The organism is Amycolatopsis sp. NPDC052450, assembly GCF_044547565.1.
GTDB lineage: Bacteria > Actinomycetota > Actinomycetes > Mycobacteriales > Pseudonocardiaceae > Amycolatopsis.
The window spans coordinates 256687-269119 of the sequence record NZ_JBIUAQ010000009.1 but is presented as its reverse complement, the minus strand read 5'-3'; the positions used below and the strand labels follow the sequence as shown (position 1 = coordinate 269119).

General features: G+C 67.0%; 10 protein-coding genes. 3 read left to right on the top strand and 7 right to left on the bottom strand.

The features are described 5' to 3' along the window. Positions 1–94: 94 nt before the first annotated feature. The 6 genes from ACIHAO_RS18320 to ACIHAO_RS18295 all read right to left on the bottom strand — a co-directional run bounded on the left by ACIHAO_RS18320 (position 95) and on the right by ACIHAO_RS18295 (position 6789). Entirely contained in the window at positions 95–928 is an 834-nt protein-coding gene (locus tag ACIHAO_RS18320) for a prephenate dehydrogenase (RefSeq protein WP_396559223.1), read from the bottom strand. 148 nt (positions 929–1076) lie between these two features. Continuing rightward, a complete protein-coding gene (locus ACIHAO_RS18315; protein WP_396559221.1) occupies positions 1077–2042 on the bottom strand; it encodes a winged helix-turn-helix transcriptional regulator in 966 nt (321 codons plus the stop codon). Between the two features lie 1209 nt (positions 2043–3251). Beyond that, positions 3252–3860: a D-Ala-D-Ala dipeptidase VanX gene (gene vanX, locus ACIHAO_RS18310; protein WP_396559219.1), complete on the bottom strand. Its 609-nt coding sequence runs from the start codon at positions 3858–3860 to the stop codon at positions 3252–3254. Further along, entirely contained in the window at positions 3857–4897 is a 1041-nt protein-coding gene (gene vanA-Ao2 / locus ACIHAO_RS18305; RefSeq protein ID WP_396559217.1) for a D-alanine--(R)-lactate ligase VanA-Ao2, read from the bottom strand. Before vanA-Ao2 ends, vanX begins: the two co-directional genes overlap by 4 nt. A gap of 1 nt (position 4898) precedes the next feature. Further along, positions 4899–5930: a VanH-AOV family D-lactate dehydrogenase gene (gene vanH / locus ACIHAO_RS18300; RefSeq protein ID WP_396559215.1), complete on the bottom strand. Its 1032-nt coding sequence runs from the start codon at positions 5928–5930 to the stop codon at positions 4899–4901. A 121-nt stretch (positions 5931–6051) separates the two neighbouring features. Beyond that, on the bottom strand, positions 6052–6789 hold the full coding sequence (locus tag ACIHAO_RS18295) for an alpha/beta fold hydrolase (RefSeq protein WP_396559213.1): 738 nt from the start codon (positions 6787–6789) through the stop codon (positions 6052–6054). Between the two features lie 73 nt (positions 6790–6862). On the opposite strand from ACIHAO_RS18295, the gene ACIHAO_RS18290 reads away from it, so the two are divergent. After that, entirely contained in the window at positions 6863–7489 is a 627-nt protein-coding gene (locus ACIHAO_RS18290; protein ID WP_396559211.1) for a TetR/AcrR family transcriptional regulator, read from the top strand. Positions 7490–7645: 156 nt separating this feature from the next. Here ACIHAO_RS18290 and ACIHAO_RS18285 read toward each other — a convergent pair whose 3' ends face one another. Next, positions 7646–8998, bottom strand: coding sequence for a hypothetical protein (locus ACIHAO_RS18285; protein ID WP_396559209.1), 1353 nt, complete (start codon positions 8996–8998; stop codon positions 7646–7648). A gap of 172 nt (positions 8999–9170) precedes the next feature. On the opposite strand from ACIHAO_RS18285, the gene ACIHAO_RS18280 reads away from it, so the two are divergent. Together ACIHAO_RS18280 and ACIHAO_RS18275 are read left to right on the top strand one after the other, a co-directional pair. Continuing rightward, positions 9171–10055: a helix-turn-helix domain-containing protein gene (locus tag ACIHAO_RS18280; protein ID WP_396559207.1), complete on the top strand. Its 885-nt coding sequence runs from the start codon at positions 9171–9173 to the stop codon at positions 10053–10055. A 157-nt stretch (positions 10056–10212) separates the two neighbouring features. After that, positions 10213–12393 (top strand): RICIN domain-containing protein, encoded by a 2181-nt coding sequence (locus tag ACIHAO_RS18275; protein ID WP_396559205.1) that lies wholly within the window; start codon positions 10213–10215, stop codon positions 12391–12393. Positions 12394–12433 lie beyond the last annotated feature (40 nt).

Genomic DNA, 12433 nt, shown 5'->3' with positions numbered 1-12433 from the left:
TGGGGGGGGGGGGGGGGGCCGGTGGGGGGGGGGGGTGTGGCAAAAACCCATGTGGGGGCCGTCGGGCGCCCCTTTGTGGGGTAGCCCCCACCCCTCAAGACCTGCCGGCGGGGATCCTGGCGTGGCCGTCGACGCCACGCCGCAGCAGATCCGTCACGTCCTCCAGGTCGCCGGAACGCAGCGCCGACGCCGTCGCGGCGAGATCGGCCGCGATCCGCTCCAGCACCGCCGCCACCGGCACCGCGTTTCCCTCGAGGATCTTCCGCCACAGCAACGGATTCCCGGCGGCGATGCGCGTGACGTCGCGCAATCCCTGCCCGGCGAGGCGCAACGCGACGTCATCACCGCTTCTCAGGCTCGCCGCCACGGCCGACGCCGCCACATGCGGGGCGTGCGACACCAGCGCCACCGCCGCGTCGTGCTCGGCCGCGCCGACGGTGACGACTTCGGCCCCGCACAGCACCACGAGTTCCTTGGTCCGCCGCACCGCGTCCGCCCCGGTTTCGGCTCCGGGACAGAGCGCCCACGGGCGGCCACGGAACAGGTCGGCGCGGGCCGCGCCCGGACCGGATCGCTCCCGTCCGGCGAGCGGATGCCCTGGTACGTAAGAGGTCAGGTCGCAGCCGAGCCGCTCCGCGTCGGCGATCGGATCGATCTTGACACTGGCGACGTCGGTGTACGTCCGCGCGGCGCCCCGCTTCTGGAGCTCGGCCAGCCGCTCCCCCACGAGATGCGGCGGGACGGCGATCACCGCCAGATCCACTTCCTCGCCGGTCCATTCGCGGCCGGCGCCGAGTTCCCGCGCCAGCCGTACGGCGTGCGCGTCGATGTCGGAGAGGTGGACCGTCACCCCCTTTTCGCGAAGGGACAGCGCGGCCGAGGTGCCGATCAGGCCGGTGCCGACGACAAGCGCCTTCTCGATGGTCACCTCTACTTCTTAGGCGGCTCCCCTGGCGATGTCGAGCCATGCGGCCTGGGCACCGCGAAGGAAAATGGCCGGGCGAAGGGGTCTTTTCCCGCGTGTGGCGGAAAAAGCCCCCTTCGCCCAGGTGATGCCTACCCGATGCCGTCCGCGATCATCGTGCGGCCAGATCCGTCGCCCGGTTCTCCAGGTGATCCGCGAAACCCGCCCAGACGCGGGCGTGGTCCCTGGCGAACCCGGCGACCACGCCGTACAGATGCGGCGGGACACCGTGCAGGATCCGTTCCCATTCCTGCCCGTCCATGGAGTGCATGGCGAGCATGCGCAACAGGATCCGGCCGACCTCGCTCAACCGCAGCGCGGGGTCGGCCTTGAGCCGCTCCAGCACGGTGAGCCGTTCCCGGTCCAGCCGGTGGCCGAGGTCGGTTTCCGTCAGGGTCAACGGATCCGGCTTCGTCCGCAGTCTCCTGCTGCCGTCCGGGGTCGGGCTCTCACCACGCTCCAGCCTGCCTCGCACGTCCCGGACGGTCTCCGGGGAAATGCCGACCTGCTTGGCGACCTGACGGAGCGAAAGGCCGGGATCGTTGCGGATGAGGTCGGCGGCGAGTTTCCGCCGCTCCGAGCTGTCGACGGGCCGGATCCGCCCGTCCCGCCCGATCCTGGCGCCGTTTCCGCCCTCACCACCACGTTTGCGCAGATCCGCCACCGTTCCGGCGGAAATGCCGGTCGCCGACGCCACTCGCCGATCCGACCACTGCGGATGCGTCCCGATGATCTGGACGGCCGCCCGTTTCCGATCGGCGAGGGAAAGCGGCAGCCCGTGCCGGATGTTCGCTTCCACGGCGAGGACGAAGGCGTCGGACTCGGCGCCGTCGACGAACCTCGCGGAAATTTTCGTATCGCCTCTGACTCGTGCCGCCCTCAGCCGGTGCAGGCCGTCAACCACCTGCATCGTCGGTCGGTGAACGAGAATGGGCGGAAGCTCCCACTCCGCCGACAACAGCGTCTCGACATGCTCCGGGTCCTCGCCTGAAGTCCTTGGCGAGCAAGCAGAAGACAGCCGGGACAGCTCGATTTCGACGACAGGGAGAGCGGACAAGTCAACTCTCGTCGGATCCACCTGGCCCCCATTGAATCTCTTTGATTCATCAACTTTTAGACACGGCACGGAAACCCCACCGTCCAACTGCTTGGCTTCGGTGGTTGGACACCATGAACCCGTCCGACGCCGGCTTCGGCCGCAGGGCGGGGTGTCCTCGACGGTGAGGATCCCTCAAGCGCCACCGGGCAGATCCGCCTATCGCGGTCCGCCCCCACGGTCTCCCAGATGACCGATGGCGCGTATTCCGACGAACTACCGAAGCTGAACGGCATCCTCCCATCGCCCCGACGGCGATCTGCGAGACGAACACTCGACGGCTTCGGCTTGTCAAGACCGGCACCTGGTCAGCCTGACGAAACCGATACCCGCTTCAGTGCGAGGTCTCGGGCATGTCCGATCCTATGGTCTCCGTACCGGGTTGGTTCAGAGGTTCACCGGGTGAAATCTGTGGTTGCCGCGTGCTCGCAAGTCACCGACGCACCCCCCTCAGTCCCCAGTAATGCGCGCGCATCCCGTCAGCCCCAGCTGATGCGCACAGACGAAGCATGGCATGAACAATCCATGTCGGCAATTGACGAACAGTGTGATTTTCGTAGTGAAGGGCACGCTCAAGATCAATATCCGGAAGTTCTGATCGGTATTGACTGTTTGGCGCACATAAGGAAAGCGCCCGCGTACGCCTTGTTCCGAGCCCGCCCGGTTAGGCTGTTCGCAGACGTTGTTAGGCCGTTCGCACGGCTCCGTCGCCCCCTCGATGATCACAGCCGCGGGCCGGTTGTGTTCCACTCCCCGATACTTATTCACACGAACGGCCGAGTCCGGGAACGGCGTCGGCAAAGCGAGCGGTGGCAAGGTGGAACACAGTCCCGGGTCATCCGCGCCGTCGGCGTCGCGCGATGACGGTCCCCTGATCGACCCTGTGGAGGTTTTCCGTGCGCACCGATCGGCGAGCGGGCCGCGGCCGGCCTCCCCCGGATGACCGATGCCGTACTCGAACAAGCCACACAAAGTGCACCGAACCGCCATTCATGGGATGAAAGACGGCCTCGTTCGGCGGATTCGGCAATTCCCGGAATGGCCGTACTCGGAAACGGTCGCCCAATCATCCTATGTTCGCGAACGTGTCGTGCGCCCCGCACGAAAATGCCGCGGGTGCCGTCACGGCACCCGCGGCATCATGATCGCCGCCCCGGGAGCGGGCACCCAGTGCCCGCCCCGGCGCTTCGCCTACGCGATCGGGAAATCGAAATACGTGTCCGGGTAAGGCTCGTCCTTCAGGTTGTAGTGCCACCACTCGCACTCGTACGCGTTGAAGCCCGAACCCTCCATGACAGCGCGGAGGTGTTCACGGTTCTTCGTCGCTTCTTCCGTGACCCCCGCTGCCCCGTGATGCGAGACGACGTCCATCAGGTCGTGGTCGCCACCCATCTCGGCGAGCTCACCGGTGTCCAGGTGGTACAGCGTCAGGTCCACCGTGCTGCCCCGGCTGTGGCCGGACTTGGTGGCCACGTAGCCCTGTTCGAACATCTGGGGCCGCTCGATGTTCGGGTAGTGCCTGGACTTCTTCCGGCCGTCTTCGGGCTCTTCCGCCCAGCGCATGAAGCGGTCCACGGCGCGCTGGGGGCGATAGCCGTCCCAAAGGAGCAGACCGAAGCCGAGCTCCCCGGCCCTGTCCCGCGCCTTCTCCAGCGCCACGCAGAACGCGCGCGTGCCGGCGATGCGGTTCACCAGGTACCCGTCCACCGGTTTGCCGGTGAAGTTGTCCCACGTGGCGTACTTGGCGTCCCAGCGGATTCCGGAGACGACCTCGTCCACGAAGACGAAATCATCGTTCATTCGTCACGGCCCGCCAGCGTCAGGTTCACCAACCGGTCGATCACGTCGCCGAGCGAGAGGCCGGCGGCGTTCATCATGCGCGGGTAACGGCTGTACGAGGTCAGGCCCGGCAGGGTGTTGACCTCGTTGAGCACCACGCTCCCGTCCTCCTTGAGGAACAGGTCGACGCGCGCGAGGCCGCGGCAGCCCAGGGCACGGTAGATGACCTTGGCCGTCTTCTGGACGAGGTCACGCGACTCGTCCGGAATGTCGGCGGGGACGATGAAGCTGGAGTTCTCGGAGCCGGTCTCGGGGCTCTCCTCCTGGTGGATCTTGAAGAAGCCGTGGGTCAGCGCGACCCGGTCGACCTCGCCCGCGAACAGGTCCTCGCCGTTGCCGAGGATCGAGCAGCCGATCTCGCTGCCGACGACGGCCTCTTCGATCAGGATCTTCGCGTCGTACTGGCGCGCCTCCGCCAGCGCGGCGGGCAGCTCTTCCTTCGCGGAGACCTTGCTGACGCCGAACGACGAGCCGGAGCGGGCGGGCTTCACGAAGACCGGGTAGTTCAGCTGATCCGGGTCGACGTCGTTGTCCGGCGTGACGATGTAGAAGGTCGGCGTCGCGATCCCCGCGCCGCGGACGACGGAATAGGTGAGGGCCTTGTCGATGCACATGACCGAGCTCGGGACGTCGCAGCCGACGTAGGGGATGCCGGAGTACTCCAGCAGGCCCTGCACCGCACCGTCTTCGCCGAACTTGCCGTGCAGGACCGGCAGCACCACGTCGAGGGCGATCGTCTCGTACTTGCCCTCGTCAAGGACGAGCAGCCCGCGTGTAGCGCGGTCCGGCGACAGCACGGCCGGGCGGACGTTCCCGCTCTCCCAATCCTCGGCGGGGCCATCGCACAGCATCCAGGCACCGCTCTGGGTGATCCCGATGTAGAACGGCTCGTACTTCTCGAGGTCGAGGTGCTTCTGGACCTCGCGCGCAGATTTGATGGAGATAGGATGTTCTTCGGAAAGACCGCCGAACAGAATTCCGATTTTCAACCTATCCATGCTACTTCCCGCTTTCGAATTGGAGACAATTGATGATGGAGTTTTCGATGGTGTCGCTCAGCGCGTGGTCCGTGTAATAGGCGGTATGCGGACTGATGAGCACGTTCGACAGTTTTTCCAACCGCAGCAACGTGTTGCTCTCTATGGGCTTGTTCCGGCAGTCGGCGTAGAAGATCCCTTCCTCGCCTTCGAGGACATCCAGCGCCGCGCCGCCCAGTTTGCCGCTTTCCAATGCCGAAATGAGGGCTTCGGTTTCGATGAGCGGACCACGTCCGGTGTTGATGATGTACGCGCCGTCCTTCATCCGACCGATGTTCTCCCGGTCGAGAAGATGATGGGTATCCGTGTTGAGCGGCACATGGAGCGTCACGATGTCGCTCTGCTCGAGCAATTCATCGAGCGGGACGTAATCGGCCGACGCGGTGAGGACCGTGTCGTAGGCCAGCACCCGGCAGCCGAAACCACGCAGCCGGTCGAGGACCGCGACACCGATTCGCCCGGTTCCGACCACCCCGACGGTCAGATCGCGCAGCTCTTTCCCGCGCACCTCGTCCAGCCGGTAGTCGTGGACGTCGGTGCGGAGGACGATGGACTTGGCGTTCCGCACGGCCATCAGCATCAGCATCAGCGTGAAGTCGGCGACGCTGTCGGGCGAGTAGGCGACGTTGCCGACGGTGATACCGACGCTCGCCGCGTATTCCACATCGATGTGGTTGAAGCCGATGCTCCGCGTGGAGATGTATTTCACGCCCGCTTCGGCGAGCGCGAGAAGAATGGAATTCGTGACCTTGGTCTTGTGACCGATGCTGATGCACCTGTTTCCGGAGACCAGCCCGATATTGGCCTCGGATACCGGTTCCTCGACAATGGTCGGCAATATGCCGAAACGAGGAGCCATCTCCCGGAACAGGGCGGCCTCGTCCTGTCCGCATCCATAAATGGTGATTCCCCTCGCCAACACGGCCGAGGAGGAGGCGGACGCCAGCGATCCGGTGCGGGGGGCAGCTGATCGCGCTGGTTCGCTGTAGGTCATGCCCGACATTGTAGGCAGCGCGATGAGGCGGTCTCTTATGGGGTTTTCGATGGCCCGACAATAAGTTACCAACTGGTAGCGCCGAGTGCACGACTTGTCGTTCACCTGCGCCGCGTCCGCTCTATCGCAGATCTTGCCCGCCCGGCACAGGTGCCGAAACCGTCCCGTGACCGATGCCACAGAGCCACTCCGAGACGAGGTTCGCGAGCTCCTCCGGAGCGTCCCTGGCGACGAGGTGACCCGCCGCCGGAACGCGGACGACGGTGACCCGCCGGTTGGCCGCGCGAAGACGGCGCACATCGGCTTCGCCGAGGGGCGATCCCTGCCCGGCGCGCACCACCAGGATAGGCATGTCCAGGGCCCCGGCCGTGGCGAGCAGGGCGGACCCCGATCCGAGGACGTCCTCCACGAGTCGGGTGTAGCGGCCGGCGAGTCCGTGGAAATCGAGCCACGAGCGCGCCCTGGCCGGTTCGATGTCGGGCACGACATCCACGAGCACGAGTCCACCCGCCCGCTTCGCGACGGCGGGGTCCGCCAGGGCGGCGATGGCGGCCAGTCCCCCGACCGAGGCGCCCACGAGGACGATCGGCGCGGGCTGGCTCCGGACCATCCCGGCCACGTCGTCGGCCAGGGCCCGGAGCGTGGTCGCCTGGCCGGAACTGTCCCCGTGACCTCGCAGGTCGAAGGCCACCGACCGGAAGCCGCGCCGGGCCAGCACCGCGGCGACCGGCACCCAGACCTCGCGCCGTTCGCCGCCCGCGTGGAGCAGCAGGACCGTCGGGCCGGCGCCGGTCACTGTGCCTCGCAGGGTCACTTCACCCAGGTCAAGACGGATTTCGGTGGTCACGAACCGAGTCATGGCAGCCTCCCCAGTTACCTTGGCCTCTCAAGGTAACGTAGCTACCTTGGCATATCAAGGTACGATGCCGACCGTGACGACACCCCGAGCACGACGGTCACCCGAGGAGGCCCGGCGGCTGATCCTCGACGCCGCGGCTTCGCTGCTCAGCGAGTCCGGCGTCGCCGCCGTCCAGATGCGCGCCGTGGCCGCACGGGTCGGCATGACCGACGCCGGCGTCGCCCACCACTTCGGCAACCGCGAAAAACTGCTCGCCGAACTCCTCCGGCATGGCGGCCGCCGTCTCCGCGACGCGCTTCGCGATCTCCTCGCGAGCTGGCTGGACCACGACGCCGACCTGCTCGAGTTCGTCGAGGCCCTCCACGCTCTGTACCGGCACGGCTACGGCGAGCTCGCGGTGGCGCTGCATTCGGCGGGCTGGCGCGACCCGGGCAGCGGAATGCTCGACCCGGTCGTCGATGCCCTCCACCGGCTTCGCCCGCCCGGCGGCTCGCTCGACGACACCCGCCTCGCCGTCGCCGCCCTGCACCAGGCGATGGCCACGGAGACCCTCTACGGAAGCGATTTCCGGCGCAGCGCCGGAATCGCCGGAGCCGCGGCGGACGATTCGGCCGCCCAGGTGCGCTGGTGGGCACGCCAGCTCCACCTCGCGCTCGGACTCCAGCCCGATGACCAGGCGGACGTGCCCGCCGTTCCGTGAAGGACTCCTTGAGGGACTCCGGGTCCCTCAAGGAGTCCTTCACGGAACACCAGGTCGCCACATGCGCCTCAGTGACCTCAAGTACAGGAAGGACCCCTTCACGGCGCTAGGCGCAATGAAGGGGTCCTTCCTGTACTTCACAATCCGCTAGCTAAGTCAGCGGAGCCCCTGCGAAATCAGCTCGCCAAGACCTTCGACGTCGCCGAGCGCTGCTCGCAGCTCGGCGGCGTACTCTTCGGCCCCTGCGCGCAGACCCCGTTCGAGGACGCCCACCGTGTCGAACGCCTCGAAGTCCCCATCGCTCAACGCGGCGACGGACTCCTTGACGACGGCCCCCAGCAGCAGCTCCGGCGGCACCACCGGCGTTCCTTCCAGCGGCCAGACGAGATCGTCGAGCACGGCCTGCCCGCCGACCTCGCGGACCAGGCCCGCCGCGGTGATCCCCGGAACCCGGAATCCTTCCGGCAACACCGCGCGGACGCTCATGTTGCGGGAAAGCCAGTGCAGCAGCTGCGCGTTCACCGCCACCTTGACCGGCTTCGGCGTCAACCACAGCGTGAGGTTCACGTAATACTCGGTGAGGCGGTCGAGCACCTCACCGCCTTTCTCGAAACCCCACAGGTTGATGTCGAAATAGTGGTGCCACGTCGCGTCGGCGACGATTCGCCCGACTCCGGCGGCCGCACCGTCGTACACACTGGACACTCCGTAGACCTGCCCGTTGCGTTTGTCGGTGCCGTGCGCGACGATCTCGGGCTTCGGCTGGCCGACGGGCCCCGACGGCCACACGTCCGACGGGAATTGCCCGGGAATGAGCAGCTGCCCCTCGTGCATGTGGTCGGGAAAGACGGTGATCGGTCCCCGTCTGCCCTGGAACAACGGATGCGGTCTGCCGAACCGCTTCCGCAGGATCAGTTCCTGCGGGTACGGGTCGAGGTCGTTCGGAATCGCGTTGTCGATGTCGCTGCCCCACGGATCCGGCTGGTGGGTGTTGTGGCTGAACTCGATACTCGCGTCCGGCCGGTCGTTCCACTCCCTCAGCTCGCCCGCGCGCGGGACCCGGTGCCCCAGCGCCCGCCCCAGGTTCAGGTATGCGGGCAGGGACGGATCCGCTCCCGGCGGGCGCGGATTCGAGTGGTCACCGGAAATGAGCACGCCACCACCGGCGTCCATCCAGGCCCGCAGCGCCGCGACCTCCGCGTCCACGAGTTCGTTCTCCGGCTCCCCTGGCATATTGCACGGCAGGATGCCGAAGAACCACACCTGCTGGTATCCGCCGAGAACCTCGGAAGTGAGTTTCCTGGCGGCGTGCCCACCCTCGTGCCGATTGATCAAATCGATCTCGAACTCGGCGAAGAAAGGCTGATTCGCCAAGAGCAGATCTCGGACGATTCCCAATGAGAAGCCGCCGTTGCCGGTGAATCCGACCAGGTCCGTGTAGAACAGGATTCTGATCTTCGGCTTGGCGACCGGACTGACTTGATCGGCGACAATACGCTCGTCGAACATTTATTTCCCCCTTGCGTGAAGCACCATGCCGTCTCCCCGACGGTGCTGTCCCTTCCACGTATACCGGAACTTCCGCCAAGGGCGGAGGCGTCAGCGCGGCGGCTGAGGAATCAGAGGGAATGGCGTTCGAGGGTTACGAATTCGGCGGGTACCTTGCTGCAAGGATGCGGGGATGGGTTACCGGACCTGGATGCGGTACTTCACTCCGTCCGCCGTGCACCGACGGCTGGGCCTGGTGTGCCTCGGCGTCGGACTTCAACACGGCGGGCTGCCCGTCGTGGGGCCGCGCGTGCTCGACCATTACGTGGCCGTCGTGGTGTCCAAGGGGCGCGGGTGGTTCGCCGTCGCGGGCGGGGAACGGCAGGAGGTCGTCGCGCCCGCACTGCTGTGGCTCGTTCCCGGCGTCGGGCACCATTACGCGCCCGATCCCGCGCACGGCTGGGAAGAGTGTTTCGTCGATTTCGACGGCAGCGCCGTGGACGCCTACGTGGAACTCGGTTACGTTACACCGGAGACTCCGGTGGTGCCGCTGGGCGACGTCGAGGCCGTCCGCGACATCGTGAGCCGGATCGTGCGCTGCGCGCGAGGCGGCAGCCCGCTGGCCCAGGTCGACGCCTCCGCGGCGGTGCATCATCTGCTGGTCGCGCTGCGCCGGGCCGCGGCAGGCAGCACACCCAGCGGCGGTTCCCTGCTGGAGGCGCTGGCACACGACGCGCTGCTGCCGATCAGCGTCGCGGAGATCGCGGCCCGCCGCGGCATGACGCTGCCCGAACTGCGCACGGCCGTGCGCCGCAGCACCGAGACCGGGTTGAAGGACCACCTGCTGACTCTTCGCCTCAATCGCGCGAAGGAACTTTTGGCCACCACGCGGATGCCGGTGCAGGAGGTGGCCCAGGCGATCGGCTACGAGGACGCCGCCTACTTCAGCAGGCTTTTCACCCGCCGCGTCGGGATCTCCCCCGGCCGCTTCCGCGAGTCACGCGTCCAGGCCGTCCCCGGCGGCTGGAGTTCGCGCGTTCCCCCTCCCGACGACCCGCCGCTGGTGCCGACGGACTGAGCTTGGACTTCCGCGCGTACCCGCTTGGACTTTCCGCGCAATAAGTGCATGACCGACGCGTGAAGTTGTGTGAACTCGTTGACTTACGCGCAAGAACGTTCATAACATCGGCGACCGCCCCGCCAACTGTGGTGCGGGTCACCCTTGGGAGAGAGTCATGCGGACCCTGCCTCTTCTCGGCGCCGCGGCCCTGGCCGTGGCGGCGACCACGGTGGTACCGGTGTCGTCCGACGCCGCACCGCCGGACGCGACGTACACCATCACGGTCGACGCCAAGAAGTCGTTCAGCCCGACCACCGACACCCCGGCGAGTAGTTATGTCGACAAGGACGGCACGTTCTATTTCCAGCAGGCGGCCGCGCTCTACGGCGCGGACCAGCCGCGTGAATGGGACTTCTACAGCGGACGTGACTTCGACGGCTTCACCAAGAATCCCGTCAGCGGCGCGGTGAACCCGGCCAATCCCGCCGACCGCAACGACGACACGACCTGGCGCTGCAACAACAGCCCGACCGGCAAGGAATCCACGGATCCGCCCGCCGGATCGGGTTACTCACAGCGCAACTTCTGCGATCTCGTCGGCACCTGGGTCGATCCGGACACCGGCGACTGGTACGGCCTGATCCACAACGAGTTCACGCCCGAGCCGTTCGGCGCGTATTCGTTCTCCCATTACGACGCGATCGACATGGCCGTGTCGAAGGACCAGGGGAAGACCTGGGCCATCAAGGACCACGCGATCACCTCGCCCTACAGCACGAAACGCGGGGACACGGCGGCCTTCCCGCATCAGACGTTCGACTACGGCGACGGCGATCCGCGTCTGTTCGTCGACACCGCTTCCGGCTACTTCTACGTCTACTACGGCTCGCGCATCGTGCCGAAGGCGGGCGCCGGCGGCCCGATGACCGGGCTGGCGCACGTCGCCCGCGCGCCGATCTCGGGCAAGATGGCGTCCGGCACCTGGCAGAAGTGGTTCGACGGCGGCTGGACCCAGCCCGGCGTCGGCGGCCGCGAGAGCAACATGGTTCCCGTCTCCGCCTCCGGCGACACCGGCTACACACCCGTCGCGGACGACTACGACCCGGCCAACACCGGCAACGTCAGCCAGCAGATCGCCGCGGGACAGCTGCCGCGCAAATCGGATCTGTTCATCATGAACATCGCCTACAACGCGTATCTCGGTCTCTACATCGGCGCGCCGGAGGCCGTGGACAGCGTCGTCCCCCAGCGTTATTACGTGACCGACGATCTGACGACGCAGAAATGGCGGCTGATCGGCGACACCGGGGGCTACACCAACCAATCCTGGTACCGCTGGTTCGTCGACGCCGCGAACAAGACGAACTCGACCATCATCGGCAAGCAGTTCCGGTCGTACTGCGCGGTGGCGTGTTCGAACAACGCGGGTGGCGAGTACACCACCCAGACCATCACGTCGTCCGCACCCGCACCGTCCCCTGTGGACACTTCGCGGAAGTACCGCATCGGCCTCGGCGACGGCCGGGTTCTCGCGCAGGGCACCGGAACCGCGACGACGTCGGTCGCGAGCACGACCGGATCCGACCGTGAAGCGTGGCAGTTCTCGTCCGACGGCGACGGCTCGTACCGCGTCACCAACGCCGCCACCGGACAGCTCCTCGGCGTCGACGCCGTGCAAGCGGGCCGAGCGTGGGGAGCCAAACCCACGGTGACCTCGTCCTCGACGGTCGGGCAGCAGTGGTTCGTCATCTCGTCCACTGTGGACAAAGGCACGTTCCGGCTGGTGAACCGCTACAGCGGCCTCGTGCTCGGCCTGTCCGGCAAGACCTCACGCCTGGCCGAGACCACACCACCGCGCTCGTGGACCGACACCACCGGGAACGCCGTCGGTGGCGGCCGGACCACGGCCGAGCAGACGCTGAAGTTCACCGACGCCGGCGCCGGCACCCTCGGCGGGGTCCACACGCTGGCCGCGGCAGGCAAGAACCTCGACGACCCGGACTCTTCGACGACCGCCGGCACCCCGCTGGTCACGTGGACGCCGAACCAAGGTGCCAACCAGAAATGGCTGTTCACCAGGCAGTCCGATGGTTCCTACACCCTGACGAACACGCATTCGAAGCTGTGTGCCGACGTCGAAGGCGGCGCCACCACCGCGGGCGCGCGCGTCATCCAGTGGACGTGCACGGGTGGGGCCAATCAGCGCTGGACAGCGGCGAAACAGCCCGACGGAAGCTACAAGATCGCGAGTGTCCGCTCCGGTCTGCTGCTGACGACGGCGTCCACTTCGGACGGTGCCGCCGTCACGCAACGGGCCGACACAGGCTCGACGCTCCAGCTGTGGAAGATCGGCTGACTCGAGCGGCCCGCTCCCTCGGGGGCGGGCCGCCGGGTTG